The 22,122-nt window shown below is 39.8% G+C and carries 18 protein-coding genes; 14 read left to right on the top strand and 4 right to left on the bottom strand.

What is annotated here, in order from left to right:
* The first annotated feature begins 242 nt into the window (after window positions 1-242).
* Entirely contained in the window at window positions 243-1,247 is a 1,005-nt protein-coding gene (locus HMPREF9447_RS26370) for a virulence RhuM family protein (protein ID WP_009132703.1), read from the top strand.
* Between the two features lie 283 nt (window positions 1,248-1,530).
* On the opposite strand, the gene HMPREF9447_RS26365 is transcribed toward HMPREF9447_RS26370, so the two are convergent.
* The 4 genes from HMPREF9447_RS26365 to HMPREF9447_RS26350 all read right to left on the bottom strand — a co-directional run bounded on the left by HMPREF9447_RS26365 (window position 1,531) and on the right by HMPREF9447_RS26350 (window position 6,553).
* On the bottom strand, window positions 1,531-4,395 hold the full coding sequence (locus HMPREF9447_RS26365) for a CHAT domain-containing protein (protein WP_167549139.1): 2,865 nt from the start codon (window positions 4,393-4,395) through the stop codon (window positions 1,531-1,533).
* A 75-nt stretch (window positions 4,396-4,470) separates the two neighbouring features.
* Window positions 4,471-5,106: a tetratricopeptide repeat protein gene (locus tag HMPREF9447_RS26360; RefSeq protein ID WP_009132701.1), complete on the bottom strand. Its 636-nt coding sequence runs from the start codon at window positions 5,104-5,106 to the stop codon at window positions 4,471-4,473.
* A gap of 1 nt (window position 5,107) precedes the next feature.
* Window positions 5,108-5,680 carry a hypothetical protein gene (locus tag HMPREF9447_RS26355; RefSeq protein WP_009132700.1) on the bottom strand — a complete coding sequence of 191 codons (573 nt, stop codon included), beginning with the start codon at window positions 5,678-5,680 and terminating at the stop codon, window positions 5,108-5,110.
* Between the two features lie 3 nt (window positions 5,681-5,683).
* Window positions 5,684-6,553, bottom strand: coding sequence for a caspase family protein (locus HMPREF9447_RS26350; protein WP_009132699.1), 870 nt, complete (start codon window positions 6,551-6,553; stop codon window positions 5,684-5,686).
* A gap of 198 nt (window positions 6,554-6,751) precedes the next feature.
* On the opposite strand from HMPREF9447_RS26350, the gene HMPREF9447_RS26345 reads away from it, so the two are divergent.
* From HMPREF9447_RS26345 to HMPREF9447_RS26290, 13 genes are all read left to right on the top strand, one after another.
* Window positions 6,752-7,570 (top strand): hypothetical protein, encoded by an 819-nt coding sequence (locus HMPREF9447_RS26345; RefSeq protein ID WP_009132698.1) that lies wholly within the window; start codon window positions 6,752-6,754, stop codon window positions 7,568-7,570.
* Between the two features lie 245 nt (window positions 7,571-7,815).
* Window positions 7,816-8,406 (top strand): hypothetical protein, encoded by a 591-nt coding sequence (locus tag HMPREF9447_RS26340; protein WP_009132696.1) that lies wholly within the window; start codon window positions 7,816-7,818, stop codon window positions 8,404-8,406.
* 2 nt (window positions 8,407-8,408) lie between these two features.
* Window positions 8,409-9,392, top strand: coding sequence for a DUF4407 domain-containing protein (locus HMPREF9447_RS26335; protein WP_009132695.1), 984 nt, complete (start codon window positions 8,409-8,411; stop codon window positions 9,390-9,392).
* Complete coding sequence (locus tag HMPREF9447_RS26330) at window positions 9,392-9,859, top strand: FtsZ/tubulin family protein (RefSeq protein ID WP_009132694.1); 468 nt, start codon at window positions 9,392-9,394, stop codon at window positions 9,857-9,859. Before HMPREF9447_RS26335 ends, HMPREF9447_RS26330 begins: the two co-directional genes overlap by 1 nt.
* A 54-nt stretch (window positions 9,860-9,913) precedes the next feature.
* Complete coding sequence (locus tag HMPREF9447_RS27545) at window positions 9,914-10,162, top strand: hypothetical protein (RefSeq protein ID WP_009132693.1); 249 nt, start codon at window positions 9,914-9,916, stop codon at window positions 10,160-10,162.
* A 357-nt stretch (window positions 10,163-10,519) separates the two neighbouring features.
* Complete coding sequence (locus HMPREF9447_RS26325) at window positions 10,520-11,011, top strand: HU family DNA-binding protein (protein ID WP_009132692.1); 492 nt, start codon at window positions 10,520-10,522, stop codon at window positions 11,009-11,011.
* A gap of 196 nt (window positions 11,012-11,207) precedes the next feature.
* Window positions 11,208-11,468 (top strand): OadG family protein, encoded by a 261-nt coding sequence (locus HMPREF9447_RS26320; RefSeq protein ID WP_009132690.1) that lies wholly within the window; start codon window positions 11,208-11,210, stop codon window positions 11,466-11,468.
* A 39-nt stretch (window positions 11,469-11,507) separates the two neighbouring features.
* The gene (locus HMPREF9447_RS26315; protein WP_009132689.1) at window positions 11,508-13,343 is read left to right on the top strand and encodes a biotin/lipoyl-containing protein; all 1,836 of its coding nucleotides are present in this window, start codon (window positions 11,508-11,510) and stop codon (window positions 13,341-13,343) included.
* A gap of 6 nt (window positions 13,344-13,349) precedes the next feature.
* Window positions 13,350-14,585: a sodium ion-translocating decarboxylase subunit beta gene (locus HMPREF9447_RS26310; protein ID WP_009132688.1), complete on the top strand. Its 1,236-nt coding sequence runs from the start codon at window positions 13,350-13,352 to the stop codon at window positions 14,583-14,585.
* Window positions 14,586-14,826: 241 nt separating this feature from the next.
* Complete coding sequence (locus tag HMPREF9447_RS26305; RefSeq protein ID WP_044138778.1) at window positions 14,827-15,420, top strand: RNA polymerase sigma-70 factor; 594 nt, start codon at window positions 14,827-14,829, stop codon at window positions 15,418-15,420.
* A gap of 160 nt (window positions 15,421-15,580) precedes the next feature.
* Window positions 15,581-16,606, top strand: a complete 1,026-nt coding sequence (locus tag HMPREF9447_RS26300) for a FecR family protein (protein ID WP_009132686.1) — start codon at window positions 15,581-15,583, stop codon at window positions 16,604-16,606.
* A gap of 236 nt (window positions 16,607-16,842) precedes the next feature.
* A complete protein-coding gene (locus HMPREF9447_RS26295; protein ID WP_167549138.1) occupies window positions 16,843-20,178 on the top strand; it encodes a TonB-dependent receptor in 3,336 nt (1,111 codons plus the stop codon).
* A 15-nt stretch (window positions 20,179-20,193) separates the two neighbouring features.
* Entirely contained in the window at window positions 20,194-22,110 is a 1,917-nt protein-coding gene (locus tag HMPREF9447_RS26290) for a RagB/SusD family nutrient uptake outer membrane protein (protein WP_009132684.1), read from the top strand.
* Window positions 22,111-22,122: the final 12 nt, after the last annotated feature.

The following is a 22,122-nucleotide window of genomic DNA, read 5'->3' as shown; positions in this document are numbered from 1 at the left end:
GAGTTATATTTTCTAAACCGGCAATAAATATGGGAATAAATTGTTAATTTTGTACGTATATAATTGATAATGAATTGTAGGAAATAAAAGATATTTAAGACATTAAATATATGAATAAGCAACAGCTTGCAAATAAAATATGGGAATCGGAATGTGCTTGAAAATCGACGCGCAGAATACGGCAAGCAAATCAAATCTGCCTGCTTGGATAAAATGTTTGTATAACGAAACAAATCAATAAAATGGAAGAAAAGGAAAAGAGCAATATCATTATTTATCAGAGTGAGGACGGGCAGACACACATAGAAGTGCGGATGGACGAAGACACCGTATGGTTAACCCAACAACAAATGAGCGACCTTTACCAAACATCTCGAACAAATGTGGTAGAACATATTAAGCACATTTATGAAGATAGTGAACTTGTAGAAGAAGCAACCTGTCGGAAAATCCGACAAGTTCGGCAAGAAGGAACACGCATGGTTGAAAGAGAAATACCTCACTATAATCTTGATATGATAATATCTTTAGGATATCGAATAAATTCAATTCAAGCCACTCATTTTCGTCAATGGGCAACGGCACGTCTTAAAGAATATATCATCAAGGGCTTCACTATGGATGATGAACGATTGAAACAAACGGGTGGTGGTGGTTATTGGAAAGAACTGCTCGACCGCATACGCGACATTCGTTCGTCAGAAAAAGTGATGTACCGGCAGGTTCTTGACATTTATGCTACGGCGGTTGACTATGACCCACATTCTGATGTATCCATCGAATTCTTCAAAATAGTGCAAAACAAACTGCATTTTGCCGCTCATGGGCATACTGCCGCCGAAGTGATTTATGAACGGGCGGATGCGGACCAACACATGATGGGACTGACCTCTTTCAAGGGAGACCATCCTACATTGCGCGATGCAAAAATAGCGAAGAATTACTTAAGCGAAGAAGAATTGAAAGTTCTGAATAATTTAGTTTCCGGATATTTCGATTTTGCCGAAGTGCAAGCTATGAAGCATCGGACTATGTATATGAAAGACTATATTCAGCATCTTGACGCAATCCTTTCTTCTACGGGAGGACAACTCTTGAATGGTAGTGGAACTGTCAGTCATGAGCAAGCTATGGAAAAAGCAGAAAGGGAATATAGACAGTTTGATGTCCGTACACTTTCTCCCGTAGAGCAAGCCTATTTGGATAATATAAGGATTTTGAACAAAAAGGTTAAAGGAAAGAAATGAGTGGCTTTCGTTGGGCTTGTAAGGATGCAAACAAGAAAAGGGACTTATAAGAATGAAGACGATAGATAAACGTTTTTTACTCTTTTCTTTGCAAATAATCGCAAAAACAGGCCGCTTTGCGGTGGGTGTTTGTTTCAGTCTCTGACTTATTGTATCCCCCACACACGCACACACCTCTCAGGAGGTGTTCTGGAGGGGGAGGTGGGTTGTTGGCATGAGGTATGGATGGAAAAAATGCGGAAATAAATTATGATTTTCGGGAAAAATGCAGGTTCTATTTACTTTAGTCTAACATAATCCATCCTGCCCAATATATGGGGTCTGTTTTTATAGAACGTATGTACCGCTGTGCATTATAGAAAGCATCATGCTTGGATTGTCCTGAAAGAAGATTGGCATAGAATTTATTCATCATAGCCATTGTGGTCTGGTCATCTACTTCTGTCAGACTCATTACGATGGTCTGTACGCCTGCCATTTTGAATGCTCGTTGCAATCCGAATACTCCTTCACTGGTCACTTCGCCTTGTCCGGTATGGCAGGCGGAAAGAACAACCAAGTCTGCGCCCCGCAAATCCATGTCTTTAATCTCTTGAGATTTTAGAATACCATCTTCTACCTCTTCAGGAATGCGGTTGCCTTTCCATGCACGATTTCCACCGGACAACACTAACCCAGAACGCCATAAAGACATATCTACTTGGTTTAGATTTAGTTCGTCTTGCATCAGAATAGGCTTGAAATAATCTTTCTTCTTGGCATCTTCATCCGGATAGAAGAATCCGTGTGTGGCAAGATGAATAATATTGTATTCTTGTCCGGACAAGGCTTTAAAGGATTCCTCGTTTCCGCTATTACCTTTAAAAATGTTGGCGGCAATATGTTTTTTCTCCAACAAATCCTTTATGTATTCCACTTCTTGCAGTGTATTGCCAAGCTGAATCCACTTATGTCCTCTGATAGAATCTTCCAGCAAACCTCTGGAGGTGGAGAAGAGGCCTGTATTGTTTCCTTGCTGATATTTGGAACTTTCGTTTCTCATATCGCTATCTGCCATATCATAATTTAGCCCACCGTACAATGCTGCTTTTTTATACTTTATGGGCGTTTTTTTTAAAGCCAGTTCACGGGTGGAGGACAGACGGTGCATGTGATAAATGTCGCTCATTGTTTTTCCGTCATCGATGATGAGAGATTCTAATGGAATCTGGTGGAGTACACCACTTGCAGAGAAGTAAACATTGTTGTTGGTGGATAAGATGTTTTCCGCAATAAATCTCCATATATGGTTATATAGTCGATGCAAATCAAGAGATAAGGAATCACTTTGTTGTATCTTGTGTATTCCGATTTTTAACAATTCTTCCGTTGCTATTTGTACTATTAAGGGATTTTCCAAATCCTTTTTGGTGATAATGGCTGCATAAGAAATCACATCATTCTCATATCTATCGTCTGAATAACTGATAAACTCTATGGATACATCATTTGCTGATAAATTTTCTTTTATTTCTTGTAGTGAAATTTGATAGTTTGATATAATTGATGAAGAATTTTTATATAATAGCGATGACTGTTCTATGTTGAGAACAAGCCCTTTCAGCAATAGGCATCCTTCATAGATAATGGACTTGATAGATTTTAGATATTCGGTTTCATGTAACTCTTTTAAATAAAAGCCGTCGTTTATTAATTCTTGATAAAAAGAGTATGCCGCTTTACTGTATTCTAATCTGTCGTCGTTGTTGAGCGATGTCAATTGTTTTTTTAATATTGTTTTGAGTAATTCGTGTTCTCTCTTTACCGTTTGAATATATAAGGAATACTTGTTACAAAAAAGATATTCACTTCTTAATAAATCCAATTGTTTGAGATTTTCTATACTTCTTCTCTCTGGAAGGTTATCGAAGATTGCTAACGATTCTTCGTGGTAGTATATGGCATTTTGGCAATCGTCTTTATCTGTATAGTATTCAGCTAACTGCATTAATGTGCTCGCTATTTGATATTGATTGGCAACTGAATCTCTTCTTAAAGCATTTAATCGACTTTCAATCAGTTTCTTATTGCCTTTAGATACTAACGAAAAATAAACTTTGTTATCTAATACTGTATTGTTCCTTTTAAATATTGTAATTGCTTTTTGACGTAATAAAGCAGATGCTTTTTGTTGTCTGTTTTCTGCTAAATAGAAAGATAAGTGGGCGATGGACTTGGCGTATTCTACATGATTGTCACCATAGATTCTCTCTGCAATGTTTGAACACTCTTTAAAATATTTAATAGCAATATCAAGATGTCCCAGCCAACCATGATTGTAAGCTAAATTGCTAAGTGCTGTGATATAATCTTGGCAGTTTTCTCCAAAAACGTCTTTGGCTAAAGTACATACGTTCTCACTAATCTTGATAGACTCAGCAAATTCTTCAATAAAGTTATAATATAGGCCTAAATCATTCAGCATATATATATAATCCGGATTCTTTTCTCCAAACATTTCTTTGCATGTTATAAGGGCTTGTTTGGTAGATTGAATGGCAAGGTGGTTTTTGCCAAGGCACGCATAAGATTTACCTAACCATTTATGGGCAGTGGCAATATATAACTGGTTTTTATTTTCTACAAAAATAGGTAAGGCTTCTTTTTCTAAATCAATGGTCTTTTCATATTGTTTAAGATGAAAATGACATGCAGCAAGATTGTGGAGAGATACCGCATATTGCATACTTGTAGCTCCCAGTATTTTTTTTCTGATTGTTATGGCTTTTTCAATATGTCTTATGGCTGATTTATAATCTTTCAAATTTGTTTCAATGGTTCCTATATAGTGTGAAATAGTCCCATAAACCAAGTCAGTGGTATCCTTATATTGGGTTATTGCTTCTTTAAGATGAGAATGAGCCTCTTCGACGTGATCGTAAACATCTTGTTTCATATCTAATTCATAAAGAGCAATACCGATGAGTGCGTGGTTAAAGGCAATAATATTTAAGTCGAATTCAGGTTCTTTGTCAATCATAGCTTGGGCAAGACTGGCAAACTGTAGCATTTGCTGATATTCATTTTGAGCGAACATTTGTTCTGCACTCCTTACGTAAAATGTAATAGAATCTTCCTTGCTATAACTTTGCTGATTATTCTGTGACATAATATTGCCGGAAAATGTTATAAAAAGGAGTAAGATGACAGTACTTTTTATACTATGGAAATTTGAATAATACATTTACTTCAGGCTTTTAATTGTTTTTTCCGCTTCATTCTTATAAACTCCATTTGAATAAATGATTTCTTCAAACAATAGCATGGCTTTATCTTTCTCATGATTACCTAAATAGCTTATTGCCAAATACCAATTAGCCTGTTGCCAATATTCAGAACCTTCTCCATCGTTGACTAACTGTTCAAGCAATTCTATTGCTTCAGGCAGTTCCTTAGTCTCTATAAGGCAAATAGCCTTGTAGATTAAGAAATTCTTGTCAACACTTTGCATCGTATTGAACTCTTGTAAAGCAACCTGATATTCTCCCTTATGATAAGCATTCATGGCAGATATTAGTTCAGGGGAAATAGAATCGTTTCCTCGTGATGCTAACTCTTGGTCGTATTCCAATGGAGTATAATAGGTGGTGAATACACTATCCATTATACGGTTGTTGTGGTATATGTTCAGTGAAAATACAAGTGCAAAGACAGCCGTAATGGAAGCGATTGGAATCAAGAATCTTCTAATCTTACTTCTCCTTTTCATATTAGCAGCGAATGCCCTCAATGTTTCAATGTCTTGCATGTCTTTTTCGTGCCCTACTTGTCTGATTGTCCTTGCAATCAAATCTTCTATATCTTTTTTCTGTGTCTCCATTTTATATCAGTCCTTTTTTATGGAATGCAGCGAAAACAGCATTCCGCAGTTTGGTGAAACATCTAACTTTGGTGCTCTTGGCAACGTCGGCATTATTTAGCCCTGTTAATTCTGCAAGTATTTCCATGGAATAGCGTTGCCAGTAGAAACCGAATAATATCTTGCGGCAATTGTCGTTCTCCATATCTTTCACTAACTTGTATATTTCTTCTTGTCGTTCTATGGTTATAGCATCATTGTCATCGTCTGTAATGTCAAGGCTGCTACCGCATCCTATTATCTCATAATTAGGAAAAGATTCTTCCGGACTTCTCTTGCGTAGCAGGTCGATGGACTTGTTCTTTCCTATCTGGTTGATGTAAGTCTGTAAGGAACAAGTCAGTTGTTGAAGTTTGCCGGATGAAATGTTGTTGTATAAAGCAATAAAGGAATCATTGTAGATTTCTTCTCTTTCTTCTTCTCTTATCATGGGGAAGGTGACACGATTATGTGCAAAGAAGCTGACTCTCAGTTCGGAATAGATACGGCTGACTTCTCGATTGTCTTGTATGTGGAATATAATGTCTTCTTTCATGGTTCAGAGGGCATAAGAGGATTCAATCATTGGAATTTGCTTTGAGGAGAGGCGTTGGGATTGCTCCCATATCTTGGGAAAACAAGCCCTGTTCCATTTCTCTGCTTTTTTCAGCACACAATAGAAAGAATAGGATAAGGTACCATAATAGCTATTTCCTACTTTAATTTCAAAGTTGCGCTGAAAAGGTTGGCAGGCGCTAATGATGCAAATAGGTGATAAATCGCTTTGTTGCATAAGTCTTGTCTTTCTTTCTATTTGTTTGCAGTCGGGGGCTATATAGAAAGGATTGGAGGAAAAAATAACATTGGTTCCACGAATGGGAGCATCGTCATCTTCTACGTATTCTTCTATGCGGCTGGCTGTTCCGCTGTGGCAGGCATCGAAAGTTACCAATGCAGAGCCGCTGATACCTATTTTCTGCCTGATGTTGGTCAAGAACTTTTCAAGCTCGTCATCACGCAGATGATTTTCTCCTTCATAAATGCCTTTCTTGTATGTGGAACGGGCATCATAGGGAATAAGTGCTTCGTCCAGTCCGTCTGCTTCATCGTTGTTATCATCTTCCATTTGTTGTCCGTGGCAGGAAAAGTGCAGGCAAACGTCGTCTCCGGCTTTGATCAGCTTAATGAGGTGCTGCAATGCTTGGGTAATGTTCTTCTTGGTGGCTTGTTTGTCTGCCAATGTATTGATGTGGAAGCCCAATCTTTTGAGCTGTGGTAGTAACATCTGCAAATCATTATTGCTGTGGATATTGTTCCAACCGGATTCTTCGGGGTAGTTGGCGATAGCGACAATCAAAGCATACTTCTGTTGCGCTTGACAGCAGAGCACGCATGATAGTAATAGGCAGATTACAGAAAGATGCTTCATTTCGATTCACTTATTGATAGCAAAAATAATGATTAACTTTTATAAATCTTGGTTTTGTGACTTTGTTTTTTCAGTTTTTGTTGTGCAATCTTTAAACTAATTGCGAAAAAAGTTCTTTTGGATGTTTACCTTTTCTATTCCTTCTACGATAAACAAGTGAAGAGTAAATAGTAGTCATTAATAGTAGGAGTAAATAGTATGGTATTTATAACTGTGGCTAATTCAAAGCGAATATTGAGCAAAATAGACTTGAAGAAGTTGAACTTGGCTGGTAAAATTTATGATAGTCCAATTTATTTCTTCAATAAAAGGGAAGAACAATCTTTGTTGGCATATAAAGAGCTTTTGATGAATCCTGAAAGATTTGTGAAAGAGGTTTATCAGAAAGCAGAAATAAGAGACTCTTATATGTATGTATATGAGGGTGAAACTCCATGTTATCATAAAACGAAAGATTGTGAACGACTGACTGCTGAGTTCTGTAATTTTCTGATTCCAAAAGAAATTAAAGAACGAGGAACAGGAACGGTACGACGGTTTCGTGCTTGGTTCAAGAGTAACAGGTCTCTTCTTGAAGGAAAAGAGGAGGTGTTTGAAATGCGCGTTAGTGCTGCTTTTGGTGTGCGGTTGAGGATAGAAGAATTAGCTCCTCGGAAGAATTCGGGAGTTATAGCTATGAATAATTGGAGTTTGGAAGAATTGGAAAGTAGGATAAGTGAGATGCTAAAGCAGGCAAGACAATATTATTATCAATCTTCTAAAAATACAGCCATTCTGAAGCAGTATGGAAAACTTGCCTATCTGGGGAATTCTCCGAATCAGATAATAAATAATAGAACGGGATATTCGGATGCAGAAGTGAAAACTTTCCTTCGTGATTATGAAGAAAAATTCAAACAGCCGATAATTGCCATGTTGTATGATTATTATCGTATGAAGTTTAATCCGGAACTGGCTTTGGGTGTCAAATTGTTAGAGCAATTGGGATTTAGGGCATGCCATTCTTGTTTCTTTTAATTTTTGCAGGTCGTGATGTTTACCTTCTTGTTTTCTACACGATAAACAAGTGAATAACATAGAAAGCCATGAATAGTAGTTGGAATGCAGAAGAATCATGCATTGAATTAACAATGAGGGTCGAAGAATTAAACTATACTATTTATGGCTGCACGAATACACTTCGTGCTTTGAATGGAATTTGTAGTGATACACGTTCCATTTGTAAAAAAAGTGAAAGTATTAATTATTAAAACATAAATAGTATGAGCTTATTTGATTATTTTAGAAAACGTCAGGAGCTATCCGTAGGAGCTCCTGTAATGACAGAAGAAATTGTTGAGAATGGAAATCGGGAAACAGATGAAATGGAATCAGCCGGGAATGGCAGTTCTGCAGTGCTAATTAATTATGGTACTGGCATGCCTATTGATTTAATCTATAGTTTCCTAAAGGAAGACTACGAGACGAAAGGTTATGATGACGCATTGTCTAATCCGGATGTCTCGTATAAGGAAATGAATAAGTCTATGATTCGTAGTAATCTGGAAATAAAGTTTCGTCAAGTAAAACTGAAATACACGGATAATCTGCGCAATTTGGATTTCCATATAAAATCTCGCTCTGAGGCTGGTCTAGTTGATCTTGTTAAACAACTTGAAATGGAAAAAGAGATGTTGCTTCAACATGTAGAAGAATTGGATAGGATGGAACGGGATTTTCAGGGAAACGTGCCTTATATGACGGGGATGCTTCTTTCTTATGAAAGAGGTTTTCTGAAGGGGCTTGGCGCATTGTCATTAGAACAAATAAAGTTTGGTGTATCGCCGTTAACACAAATAAAAAAGGAGGATTAATTATGAAATGGTGGATACAGTTGGGGTGTTTTCTCACCGGTTGGAATCGTGAAATATTGTTGCAGTGCAGTGAAGCAAGTTTTAAGTATCTGAAGAAATATACAGCGGCATTGCTGATATTGATTGTTTTGTGGGGTTTTACGGGGTTCTGTTTTGCCCAGCGTTATGTACATGCGCCTTTATGGGGATGTGTCTTGTCGTCTGTTATTTTTATTGTTATAGTGATTCAGATAGAGAGGCAGATAATATTGACTGTGGGAACAAGTAAATCCATTTTCTTTTTCCGCTTTTTCATAGCGGTTATAATGGCAGTCTTGGGATCTTCTATTTTAGACCAAGTGATATTTGGTGAGGATATAAAGAGAAAGATGGTGGAAATTACGGATAGGCAAGTTGTAGAATTATTGCCTTCAAGATTGAAGGTTATTGATAACAAACTCAATGAACTTCAATTAAATATTGATTCTTTGGAAAGTAAGACTGCCATGTTGAATGAAGAAATAGCAAAAAATCCCGTGATAAAAGCTATAACTACAACTACTCAGTATAAAAATGTATTGCAAGAAGATGGTACGTACAAGAAAATACCTGAGACTACAGTTTCATCGGTTTTGGTGGCAAACCCACGGACTAAGCAGGTTGAAATGAATAACCTTAATTTGAGCAGACTACGGGAACAGCAGGATGAATTTGTACAGAGGAAGATGGGAGTAGAAGATAGCTTGCGTAAGGAATTGTCAACCAATATCGGCTTTTTGGAAGAATTGAGGGCTATGCTGGAGATTATCCTTACTCGGACGGAAGCCATGATTTTCTATATTATCATTTTCTTGTTTTTGATATCCTTGGAGTTATTTGTGGTAGCAGGTAAGTTGGGCGATAAGAAATGTGATTATGAGCTGATTGTAGAACATCAGTTGAATGTGAAAATTGCGGCTTTAAATGAATTGGTTAAGAATGTGTATTTGACTAAAAAAAACGTTTGATGGATATTTATGCGGATGGGGCAACTACGGTGGAGCAGGCATTTTCCGAAGCCGATGATATATTGACGGTAGCCACTAAGAGTAGTGCCGAAATCATTATGATAGAAAGGATTGTAAACCGGGACTTCTGCGATGTGCAAACAGGGATGAAAGATGGCGGTGGGGCTATTATGTCCGTAAGGCGTGCTAATGGTGAACATCGTATAGAAAAGGCTATTTGGGATGCTTTGAACTCTCCTTTGCTGAATAATGTGGATATTGAAAAGGCGAATAAGTTGCTTTACATCATCTACTCCTGTGAGAAAAACCCGGTAGTGATTTCTGAACTCCCTGAGGTGGATGAGTTCATGGATGATTTATCACTGGATATAGAGGTTCTGTGGGGCTTGTATTCGGACAATACTTTGGAAGATGATGTGAAAGTTGTGATTATCGCTACGGGCTTTGATGATGAACGTCTTGACTAAACCTCTTCCAAGGATAAAGTGGATGTCGCGAAATAGGAACGGCTGGATACGCTGATGAAACTGTATTATGGTGAAAGAAGGACACGGAAGAAGGAACTTGTGCAAGAACATGAAAATGATTCTTGTGAGGATATTGCGGATGCGGCAACAGAAGAAGCGGCAGATACAGTGTCAGCAGATGCTGAACCGGTAGAAGAGAATGAGAATATTCAAGCAACATCAGAGAAGAATTTAGGTCGGACACCTCCTTTATTGGAACTTTTGAAAAGAAAGTTAGAGACTTTTATGGATGAAACGATGTAGAGAGGAAAACAGAGTGCTTGTAGAGACTGTCTTGAATGCCACTCTTCATTATCAGTGCTTTACGTCCTATACTTGTAGAGATTACCACAAAAAGATTGTTTATCTCGCTTTATTGCCTTTTCTTCATTGTAGAGACGTGCTTTTTGCAAGTTGTTGTTTTTAAGTGGTTTATGTAAAATGGTTGTAGATACCATTTTCTTGTTTTCCCTTGTTTCTAGCCCTAACTTTGCAACATCGAATTTGAGAAAAGCGGATGGCTGAATCGTTGAGGCCTCACGATGAAAACTTCCGCTTCTCGGGTGAGACAAGAGAAATCAGATATACATTATTAATTAATCATTTAAAAACATTATTATTATGGCATTTTACAAGAAATTTCAATCGAAACTGAATGATTTGTGGTATCCGAAAGCAATTACTACCGGTACACCTATTACTACTGACAAGGTAGCGGACAAACTGTCCTTGCTCTCTACTGTCACCCGCGGTGACACATTTGCTGTGCTGAAAAACCTGGGAGGCGTAATGGCTGACTATATGGCCATGGGACGTACGGTGAAGATTGAGGGCGTAGGAACTTTCTACTATACAGCTGCTACGAACAAGAGGGGAGTTGCCACGTCTGATGAGGTGAACTCCGGACAGATTAATGGCATACGTGTACGTTTCATTCCCGAGGTGAAACGTAACAGCGGCAAGCAGGTTACCACCCGCTCTATGGTGGATGTTGATGTTGACTGGACGGATCTAGAGAAGCTTGCCAATGGCAGCACTACTGGTGGCAACACTGGGGGTGGCAATCAAGGCGGCTCCGGTGAAGGTGGCTTAGAAGAAGATCCGTTAGGATAACCTTCCCCGGTGCTTCGTTAACCTCCGTTTTGGAGCATCCGACTTGTGATAATCAGTTCCCGTACAGCCCCTTCCGGCAGTACGGGAACTTTTGTTTTAGCATCTTTTATCATTTTTTTCTGCCTTTCTTCTATAAATATTCGCTAATTTCGGACGATTTTTCGTAAAACAGGCCGAATAACTAATAATTTATAATATGGGAAATATCAATACAGCGCTTATGCTGATGGTGGTAGGTATGGTAACAGTGTTCTGTATCCTGCTGATTGTAATCTACTTAGGTAAAGGACTTATCCTTCTGGTTAACAAGTATGCCCCCGAAGAGGTGGTGCCGGATAAGAAAGGTGCGCAAGGTCCCGCAGCGATTCCCGGAAATATATTGGCTGCTATCAGTGCCGCTGTAACGGTGGTGACACAGGGCAAGGGTAAAGTAGCTAAAGTCGAGAAAATAAAATGATAATCTTTTAATAAAAAACACACACCTATTTTATTTGATATGAAAAAAGAAATTAAGTTCAGCTTGGTGTTCAGGGACATGTGGCAGAGTGCCGGAAAATATGTGCCCCGCGTAGACCAGCTGGTGAAGGTTGCTCCCGCTATTGTTGAGATGGGCTGTTTTGCCCGCGTAGAAACGAACGGCGGAGGTTTTGAACAGGTAAATTTATTGTTTGGTGAGAATCCTAATAAAGCTGTACGTGCATGGACGAAGCCGTTCCACGAAGCTGGCATACAAACTCACATGCTGGACCGTGCACTGAATGGTCTTCGCATGAGCCCCGTGCCTGCTGATGTGCGTAAATTGTTCTATAAAGTAAAGAAAGTACAGGGAACGGATATCACACGTACGTTTTGCGGATTGAACGATACCCGTAACATTATTCCTTCCATTGCTTACGCTAAAGAAGCCGGAATGATTTCCCAGTGTTCGCTCTGTATCACCCATTCGCCCATCCATACAGTAGAATACTACACCAATATGGCGTTAGAGCTCATCAAGGCGGGTGCCGATGAAATCTGTATCAAAGATATGGCAGGTATCGGACGTCCGGTATCGTTGGGCAAGATTGTAGCTAATATCAAGGCTGCACATCCCGAAATCCCTATCCAGTATCATAGCCATGCAGGCCCGGGCTTCAATATGGCAAGCATCCTCGAAGTATGTGAGGCAGGTTGCGACTACATCGACGTAGGCATGGAACCGCTTTCCTGGGGTACGGGACACGCCGACTTGCTGAGTGTGCAGGCGATGCTGAAAGACGCAGGTTTCCAGGTGCCGGAAGTGAATATGGAGGCATACATGAAAGTGCGCGCCCTCATTCAGGAATTTATGGACGATTTCCTCGGTTTGTACATCAGCCCGAAGAACCGCTTGATGAACTCCCTGCTGATCGGTCCGGGACTTCCGGGCGGTATGATGGGTAGCCTTATGGCCGACCTGGAATCCAATCTGGAATCTATCAATAAATATAAGGCAAAACGCAATCTGCCCTTCATGACGCAGGATCAATTGCTTATCAAACTGTTCAATGAAGTGGCTTACGTATGGCCGCGTGTGGGTTATCCCCCGTTGGTGACTCCGTTCAGCCAGTACGTCAAGAACTTGGCTATGATGAACGTGATTGCGATGGAGAAAGGCAAGGAACGCTGGGGTATGATTGCCGATGATATCTGGGATATGCTGCTGGGCAAGGCAGGTAAGTTGCCGGGCACGCTGGCTCCCGAACTTATAGAGAAAGCCGAACGCGAAGGCCGTAAGTTCTTCACAGGCAATCCCCAGGATAACTATCCGGATGCACTCGACAAGTATCGCAAGATGATGAAAGAGAACAAATGGGACTTGGGCGAGGACGATGAAGAACTCTTCGAATACGCCATGCATCCGGCACAATACGAGGCTTATAAGAGCGGTAAAGCAAAAGAAGACTTCTTGGCAGACGTTGAGAAGCGGAAAGCGGAACTTAACAAGTCCCCGTTGGATGACGCCAAACCGAAAACCCTCACCGTACAGGTGGACGGACAGGCTTACCGCGTGACGGTGGCTTACGGTGACATCGACCTGCCCGCAGATGCTACGGCCAAAGTGGAAGCTCCCGTAGGTGAAGGACAAGATGTTCCGGCTCCTCTGGAAGGCAAATTCTTCCTGACGAAGAATGCACAGGAAACTCCGGTGAAGGTAGGCGATAAGGTGAAGAAGGGTGATCTGCTTTGCTACATTGAAGCCATGAAGACGTACAATGCCATCCGTGCCGACTTTGACGGAACAATTACGGCTATTTGTGCCACTCCGGGGGACACTGTTTCAGAAGATGATGTATTAATGAAGATAGGATAAACAGCGATGGAAGAAATATTTGCAAAACTCTATGATATGACGGCGTTCAGCAATATCATTGCCGACCCGTCGTTTCTGGTGATGTATGCCATTGCTTTCATTCTGCTGTATTTGGGTATCAAGAAGCACTACGAACCGTTGTTGCTGGTGCCCATCGCTTTTGGTGTACTTATCGCCAACTTTCCCGGTGGCGATATGGGTGTCATTCAGGCAGACCAGGATGGAATGGTAATGGTAAATGGGGTATTGAAGAACATCTGGGAAATGCCGTTGCATGAAATTGCACATGACTTGGGATTGATGAACTTCATCTACTATATGTTGATTAAGACAGGTTTCCTGCCGCCTATCATCTTTATGGGTGTAGGTGCTCTGACGGACTTCGGGCCGATGCTGCGCAACCTGCATCTCTCTATATTCGGGGCGGCAGCGCAGTTGGGTATTTTCACAGTGTTGCTGTGTGCTGTTATGATAGGCTTTACACCGCAAGAAGCCGGTGCACTGGGCATTATCGGTGGTGCTGATGGTCCTACGGCTATCTTCACGACTATCAAGCTGGCACCTCATTTATTAGGTCCAATTGCTATTGCGGCATACTCTTACATGGCATTGGTACCGGTTATTATTCCGTTGGTGGTGAAGCTACTTTGCTCTAAGAAGGAGTTGATGATTAATATGAAGGAACAGGAGAAACTCTATCCTTCGAAAACAGAAATCAAGAATCTGCGCGTACTGAAGATTATTTTCCCGATAGCAGTGACTACGGTTGTTGCTCTCTTTGTGCCGACGGCAGTGCCTTTGATTGGTATGTTGATGTTCGGTAACCTGATTAAGGAAATCGGCGCAGATACGAGCCGTTTATTTGATGCGGCTGCCAATAGCATTATGAATGCGGCAACCATCTTCCTGGGGCTGAGTGTAGGTGCTACGATGACGAGTGAGGCGTTCCTGAACTGGACGACTATCGGTATCGTTGTCGGTGGTTTCCTTGCATTTGCGCTTTCTATTTCAGGTGGTATCTTCTTTGTGAAGTTGTTCAATGTGTTCAGCAAGAAGAAAATTAATCCACTGATCGGTGCAACAGGACTGAGTGCTGTGCCGATGGCAAGTCGTGTATGTAACGAGATTGCCACGAAGTACGATCCTAAAAACCACGTACTGAATTACTGTATGTCCAGCAATATCTCCGGTGTAATCGGTTCGGCTGTAGCAGCCGGTGTGCTGATTTCGTTCCTGGGATAAGAGTTCTATATCTATAATAATTAAGTGCGAATTGTATGATTTGATCATGAAATTCGCACTTGATTTGTATATATATAAGGCTAAAATACCCTGTCTTTACTCTAAAAGATATAAATATTCACTTTGCTGTTTTTATGCCAGTCTTGTTCCGGGATTAATATAATTAGTTATATTTGCCTCCTGAATATTATGAAAACAATAAATTGACGTTGAAATCAATAAAATGAGTTCACACAAAGCAATATCAGTATCACTTATAGATAAAGCGATTATAGATAATATCAATCGAGGAGATGAGAGGGCCTTCGCTGCTTTATATAATAGCTATTTTACTTATCTCTGTACTTGCGCGGCAGGATATATCTTCGATGCAGATGTTGCCAAGGAAATTGTAAATGATGTCTTTGTGCATATATGGAATAAACATGGCGGTCTGGAATTCCCTATTCATTCTTATCTGTTGCGTTGCGTACAAAATGGTTGCCTGAATTATATTCGTTCACTACGATCGCGTGAACGGGTTCTGGATGAATTCAGAGAAGATTTATTGCTGTTTCAAGAAGAATATTGCCGGAGTGGAGAAACACCTTTGCAAGTGTTGGAAGTCGAAGATATAAAGAAGCAAGTGCATGCAGCTATACGGACATTGCCGGAAAAGTGTCGGATTATATTTGAAAAATACCTTTATAAGAATCTTTCCCCTCAGGAAATTGCTGATGAGTGTGGCTTGTCAGTGAATACAGTTCGTGTGCAGATAAAGAATGCCTTTGATAAATTGAAGAATCATTTAGGCCCGGCTGTCTTTATTTTATTCTTATCTTTTATCGAGCAATAATTATCCACTTGCTCTGTTCTTTATATTTTGTTGGTTTCTAATGAATTAAATATCCATGAAATACTTTCTCTAAAATAATACGAAAAAAAAAGCTTTTCGGATAAATGTTTTCTGCATGAGATGTGTATTCTATATAAAGAGTTATTAAATGCATAAGTTCATGAAGGAAAATAATGAAGAATTTGATAAATGGATGATGGATTACATGACTGGTAGTCTTTCAGGAGAAGATATGCAGAAATTCCATACTCTGTTAAGATCAGATATTCATTATAGGAAAAGATTCAAAGACTTGTCTGCAATTCATGCGAAACTATTAATACCACACTTTGTCGCAGAAGAGGCTGATAACTATGAGAAACTGCTGCGTAGGATTAATTTGGAGAAAAGCACGTCTTTACGGAACTCATCATCACATCGTATTACTTGGAAGTCTATACGTCGCATAGCGGCAGTCATTGTTCTGCTGATAACTTCTTCCATTGCATGCTATTATGTGTGGGATGATGTGTGGAGAACTTCCCAGGATGTTGTGTTGTGTCAAATGGAGGTGCCGTTGGGCTCACAAACAAAGGTTGTATTGCCTGATGGCTCAGTGGTCTGTCTGAACTCTGGCTCCGTTCTGAAGTATGACCCCTCTTTTATGAAGAATAAGAATCGGGATGTTTACTTGACCGGTGAAGGATATTTTGAGGTGCAGAAGAATCAACACAAACCGTTTATTGTACATACCGGAGATTTGAATGTAAAGGTGTTGGGAACTGTTTTCAATGTACGGGCTTATACGGATGAATCGAATGTGGAAATAGCCCTCGTCAAAGGACGGGTAAATGTATTCTCCCAATCCGAAACAATAGGCAATGTAGTCTTGAATCCCAACCAACGGGCTGTTTATGATAAAAAATCCAGATCTCTGTTTTCGGAGGATACAGATGCGGAAGTGGCGGCTCTGTGGATTACTGGACGCTTGAGTTTCATAAATACTTCTTTGGTTGATATAATGAAAGAGCTGGAACGACATTATAATGTACGGATTATTGTTGAATCTGAACATATGAAAACAGAAATCTTCTCAGGAAGCATTAATTCTAAGCTGTCTTTAGAAGAAATGTTAGACTATCTGGATGTAGACAATAAGTATGTATGGACGAGAAAAGACAATGTGATCACAATAACTGATAAATGAATGTTTAACCCTAAAAAATGAATGAGATGAAAAACACCACTTAAAAAAAAGAATCGGAGAAACATATTGACCCCATGCTCTCCGATTCGTGAATCTAAAAACTATTTGCATAATTTTTTTAACGATACAAATGTATGAAAAAAAATCATATTCAAGGAGTGATTTGCTTATTTTATCACTCTAAGCGACTTTTTATACCCGTACGGCTGTTTACTGTGCTTGTTTTATTTTCCATAATGGCAACATTTACAGCCAATGCAATCCCTTATCAAGATATCCGTATTACTGTACAACGGAAAAATGTGGCTTTAACTCAAATCTTTCGGGATATCGAAAAGCAATCGGGATATTCTTTCCTGGTGAGGAACAATGACGTTAATACAAATGAGAAAGTTTCTATAAATGCAAAGAATAAAACTATAGAACAGGTCTTGGATATGCTGTTTTCTGGAAAAAACATCAAGCATAAAGTGGAAGGCAAACGCATCACTATTTATAAACCAATGAATAAAAATAAAGAGCAGACATCGAATAGTGTTCGCAGAATAACCGGTAGGGTGACAGATGAGGCTCAAGAACCTGTTATCGGCGCTTCTGTTACGATTGATGAAACTTCCGATGGCACTATTACAGATGTAGATGGATATTTTTCTTTAGAGGCTCCAACTGATGCTGTACGCTTGAAAATCTCATATATTGGTTATACTACCCAAGTTGTTACTATTGGTAATAAAACGGAAATCAATATATTGTTGAAAGAAGACACTCAGATTCTGAGTGAAGTGGTAGTGGTGGGCTATGGTATACAAAAAAAGGCTTCATTAACCGGTGCGGTGGCAGCCATCAGAAATGAGCAACTGATTTCTACCAAGAATGAGAATACTCAGAATATGCTAACCGGTAAAATATCAGGCGTTCGTGTTATGCAAAAATCTGCCGAGCCGGGCTCATTCAATAATAATTTTGATATTCGTGGTATGGGTGATGCCTTGATTATTATTGATGGAGTACCTCGCGATAATATGTCCCGTTTGTCTCCCAATGATATTGAGTCTATTTCTGTATTGAAGGATGCATCTGCTGCAATTTATGGAGTACGTGCAGCAAATGGTGTTGTTTTGATTACTACCCGTCAGGGAGAGGCTGGGCATGTAGAGCTGGAGTATTCAGGAAACTTTGGATGGCAGAATCCTTCCGGTTCAGTAAAGAGTGTGAGTGCTGCCGATTGGATGACACTGAAGAATGAAAAGAGTATGCATAATGTGAATGGTGGTTCTTTAGTCTTTGGGCTGGATGAGATTGAAGCTTATCGTAATGGGACAAAGCAGGGAACCGACTGGCATGATGCAGTGATGCGCCCACTGGCTCCGCAAACCCAACATACTTTAAGTGCGCGTGGTGGTAATGAAAAGGTACAATATTATATGAGTGCAGGATATATGTATCAGGAATCATTCTTACGTAGTGAGAGCCTGGATTACGATCGCTTTAATGTCCGCTCTAACGTGACCGGTAAAATTACAGATCGGTTAACCGTTAATTTTAATATGAGTGGAATCATGGATCAGAAAGATCAGCCTTATACGAATGCGGACTGGATTATACGTGCTATGCAACGTGCACCGGCCACCCAACCCATTTACGCAAATAATAATCCTGAATATTTAATGTATGGCTGGATTGAAGGTGATAATCCGGTAGCTATGATGGATGCCGACCAGGTAGGTAATAAGAAATATAACAATAAATGGTTTCAGACTTCTGCACAGGTCACTTATGATCTACCTTGGATAAAAGGTTTGCAATTAAAGGGAATGTTCAGCTATGACTATCAAATAGCCGATAATAGCATTTATTCCAAATCATTCAACGAGTATGAGTATGATGCTGCAACGGATGTCTATGCAGTTCGTAAGCTCCAGGTGCCGGCTACTTACCGCCGTGAACATTACACGAAGCAATCTTGGTTGTATCAGGCTTCATTAAACTATGCACATACTTTTCAGAAGAATCATAATGTAACAGGATTATTGCTATTGGAAGGTCAGCGCCGTGACGGTGATAACTTTTTTGCTAGGAGAGAACTATCCTTGAATCTGGATAAACTGTTTGCGGGGAATGTGGCAAACCAAGAAGGCAACATGGGAACTGGTGGTAATGAACTATACCAAATGGCTAATATGGGATTAGTAGGTAAGTTCGGTTATGATTATAAGTCCAAGTATCTGGCTGAATTCAGTTTCCGTTATGACGGTTCTTCCAGATTTGGCACTGGCTCTCAATGGGGATTCTTCCCCTCAGGCTCTTTAGGATGGCGTATCTCTGAGGAAGGTTTCTGGAAAGATTCTCATCTGGCTTTTATTAATAATGCAAAAATACGTCTGTCCTATGGTAAGTTGGGAGATGATAATGCTTCCAGTTATCAATTCATTACGGGATACACTTATCCTGCTGGAGGCGATGCCAGCGGACGTCCCGGAGGATATGTTTTCAATGGTTCTTATATAAATGCAGTAGCGAATAAAGGTATCACTAATCCACTTATAACCTGGTACATTGCCAAAACATTTGATGTGGGTATAGATCTGGATGCATGGAATGGATTATTGGGTCTTACCGTTGACTACTTTAGTCGGTCCCGTACTGGTTTATTGGCAACTCGCGCAACCAGTCTTCCATCAATTGTAGGTGCAAGTCTGCCTCAGGAAAACTTGAACGGAGATTTTACACATGGTTTTGATGTTGAAGTATCTCATTACAATAGTATTGGTGATTTGCGTTATAATTTGAAGGGTATCTTCTCTTACACTCGTACTAAGTCTAAATATGTGGAACGTGGTGAATCGGGAAATTCTTATGAAAATTGGAGAAATAACAATAATGATCGTTTACAAAATATAGTTTGGGGATTTGGTGATGGTGGCCGTTATACCTCATATGGAGATATTGCAAACAGTGGTATTTTTACCGGTTATGGTACATTGCCCGGTGACTATAGATATCAAGACTGGAATGGGGATGGCATTATCTCCGACCTGGACAGACATCCTATTGGTTATGAAAACCGCCCTTTAATCAACTTCAGCTTGAATATGGGAGCTAATTGGAAGGGATTTGATCTGAATCTTTTATTTCAAGGAGCTGCTATGCAATATAATCGCTATATAGAACAGTTGCGTGAACCGATGTGGGGTAGTGATTATTCAAATGCATTAGATTATTTTATGGATAGATGGCATCCGGTAGATCCGACAGCTGATCCTTATGATCCTTCTACGAAGTGGATAAGCGGTGAATATGCTTATACGGGTACATTGTCTGATGAATGGTCCGAATACAATGTACATAATTCAAGCTATATTCGTTTGAAAAGTGCCGAATTAGGCTATACGTTCCCGCAAAAATGGATTGGAAAAAGTGGAATCAAAAATTTACGCTTATATGTAAATGGCTATAATTTGTTTACTGTTAAAGGGGTACCGTTTGATCCGGAACACTCTGGTAATGATACGTGGGGTAACTTGTATCCGTTGAATAGAACTTTTTCTATTGGCGTAAATGTTAAATTTTAATTGAATAATAATATCATGAAAGCATTAAGATATTTATGGTGTCTGGCATTGACTTTTACGATGTCTGCATGTCTGGATTTGAATCTTCCACCTTTGAATGTTATTCAGGATACTGATGTATTCGGATCACAAAATGGTATATATAGTTATTTGGCCCGCATTTATAGTGGCATGCCTATGGAGGACTTTCGTTATTCTCCGGAAAGAGGTTTCTTTAATGGCTATACAATGACCGGAATGAGTGTAATGGATGGTGAAGCTATTTGTGCTAACCAAAGTAAAGGAGCTCAAAGTGAAAATACCAAGTACTGGAGGGATGCATATGCTTCCTTGCGTGACATTAATTACTTCTTGGAAACTTTGCCTAAATATGCTTCTAATTTTCATGACTCGGATGTAAATACTTGGAAAGGGGAAATGCTGTTCAATAGAGCTTTTATCTACTTTGCTATGGTGAAGCGCTATGGAGGTATCCCTCTTGTAAATGAAGTCTTGAAATATCCAGGACAGTCTATTGATGAATTGAAATTACCGCGTTCTTCGGAAGATGCCGTTTATCAGCAAGTCAAGAAAGATCTGGATGATGCATATAGTTTACTTCCGGAAACGAATGAGTTAGGCCGAGCTACAAAATACGCGGCCGCTGCACTCAAGTCAAGAGCAATGTTATTTGCCGGTTCTATAGCAAGATATAATCAAATAACATTAGTAGATGAGAAAAGTGGAGAACGTCTATGTGGTATTTCTGCGGAAAAAGCTACTGAATATTTCAAAGAAGCTTATGACGCAGCAAAATTATTGGAAGGACATTTTTCATTGTATAAAGATGATTGGAAAGCGGATGACAAGGAAGCTCAATATCAGAATTTTGTAAATATGTTCTTTAATGACAGAAGTTCTGAGAATATCTTGATCCGTCAGTATCTGTATCCCAGTTCAGTACATGGATATGATTGTTTCGCTATTCCCCGGCAATATATGGTCGGAGGCTATTCCTCGGCTATAGGTCCTACACTGGATTTTGTGGAAATGTTTGATGGCTTTCCAAAGGATGAGAACGGGCGTATAAAAACGATGGAAAATGGCAAATATGTATTGTATGATAATCTGACGGATTTCTTTCGAAATGCAGAACCGCGTCTGCGAGCCACTGTTATTTTGCCTGGTGAGCAGTTTAAAGGTGAGGCTGTTGAAATCTGGCGGGGTATTTATATCGGATCGGTAGAAGGCGGTATTTCCCCGTTAATCCCTGAGGGTACGCTTTCTAAATATGAATCCAGTGAATGTAAGGACCTTATTGTCACAAGTGCAAGTGGCAGTGGGCAAGTTCCTTATCAATTGTCTAATGGACAGTTAATGAATCCTGCCGGGCGAAGTGGTTGTTTCCATAATGATAACGCTAGTGCTATTTCCGGTTTCTCTGTTCGCAAATATCTGGATCCTAAATTAGAGGCGTCGCTTGTGGTGCTGAACCGTTCTGTACAGTCATGGATTGAGTTACGATATGGTGAGGTGTTGCTGAATCGTGCTGAAGCGGCGATGGAATTAGCTGAAGCTGGCGGGGGAGCAAACTATAAAGAGGATGCCTATGCTTGTATTAACGAAATTCGAGAGCGTGCCGGAGCCACTTTATTGGAAGATGTCTCGGAAATAACGATAGAGGTAGTTCGTGTAGAAAGACGTAAGGAGCTGGGCTTTGAGAATAAATTATGGTGGGATTTGAAACGCTGGCGTACTTTGGATAAGGAACAGAATAATCGAATTTACCGGATTCTGATGCCATTTTATGCGGATAAAGCAAATAAATGGTTCTTTGATGCCCGCTATGATGAGAAAATGATTCGTTATACAGCTGACTCTCGTTGGTATTATCTGGATATACCGGGGGATATTGTGAATAGTGATGGAATTCCCCAGAACCCAGGTTATTAATTTAATAAAGGA

It is taken from the genome of Bacteroides oleiciplenus YIT 12058 (assembly GCF_000315485.1).
GTDB classification, from domain to species: domain Bacteria; phylum Bacteroidota; class Bacteroidia; order Bacteroidales; family Bacteroidaceae; genus Bacteroides; species Bacteroides oleiciplenus.
Note: the sequence above shows the minus strand (reverse complement) of the source record. Positions and strands in the feature narration are given on the sequence as shown.

Bases quoted from the DNA above. Each gene is read 5' to 3' on its own strand.
- HMPREF9447_RS26370 (WP_009132703.1), top strand. From the start codon at position 243: ATGGAAGAAAAGGAAAAGAGCAATATCATTATTTATCAGAGTGAGGAC.
- HMPREF9447_RS26365 (WP_167549139.1), bottom strand. From the start codon at position 4,395: ATGTCACAGAATAATCAGCAAAGTTATAGCAAGGAAGATTCTATTACA.
- HMPREF9447_RS26360 (WP_009132701.1), bottom strand. From the start codon at position 5,106: ATGGAGACACAGAAAAAAGATATAGAAGATTTGATTGCAAGGACAATC.
- HMPREF9447_RS26355 (WP_009132700.1), bottom strand. From the start codon at position 5,680: ATGAAAGAAGACATTATATTCCACATACAAGACAATCGAGAAGTCAGC.
- HMPREF9447_RS26350 (WP_009132699.1), bottom strand. From the start codon at position 6,553: ATGAAGCATCTTTCTGTAATCTGCCTATTACTATCATGCGTGCTCTGC.
- HMPREF9447_RS26345 (WP_009132698.1), top strand. From the start codon at position 6,752: ATGGTATTTATAACTGTGGCTAATTCAAAGCGAATATTGAGCAAAATA.
- HMPREF9447_RS26340 (WP_009132696.1), top strand. From the start codon at position 7,816: ATGAGCTTATTTGATTATTTTAGAAAACGTCAGGAGCTATCCGTAGGA.
- HMPREF9447_RS26335 (WP_009132695.1), top strand. From the start codon at position 8,409: ATGAAATGGTGGATACAGTTGGGGTGTTTTCTCACCGGTTGGAATCGT.
- HMPREF9447_RS26330 (WP_009132694.1), top strand. From the start codon at position 9,392: ATGGATATTTATGCGGATGGGGCAACTACGGTGGAGCAGGCATTTTCC.
- HMPREF9447_RS27545 (WP_009132693.1), top strand. From the start codon at position 9,914: ATGAAACTGTATTATGGTGAAAGAAGGACACGGAAGAAGGAACTTGTG.
- HMPREF9447_RS26325 (WP_009132692.1), top strand. From the start codon at position 10,520: ATGGCATTTTACAAGAAATTTCAATCGAAACTGAATGATTTGTGGTAT.
- HMPREF9447_RS26320 (WP_009132690.1), top strand. From the start codon at position 11,208: ATGGGAAATATCAATACAGCGCTTATGCTGATGGTGGTAGGTATGGTA.
- HMPREF9447_RS26315 (WP_009132689.1), top strand. From the start codon at position 11,508: ATGAAAAAAGAAATTAAGTTCAGCTTGGTGTTCAGGGACATGTGGCAG.
- HMPREF9447_RS26310 (WP_009132688.1), top strand. From the start codon at position 13,350: ATGGAAGAAATATTTGCAAAACTCTATGATATGACGGCGTTCAGCAAT.
- HMPREF9447_RS26300 (WP_009132686.1), top strand. From the start codon at position 15,581: ATGAAGGAAAATAATGAAGAATTTGATAAATGGATGATGGATTACATG.
- HMPREF9447_RS26295 (WP_167549138.1), top strand. From the start codon at position 16,843: ATGGCAACATTTACAGCCAATGCAATCCCTTATCAAGATATCCGTATT.
- HMPREF9447_RS26290 (WP_009132684.1), top strand. From the start codon at position 20,194: ATGAAAGCATTAAGATATTTATGGTGTCTGGCATTGACTTTTACGATG.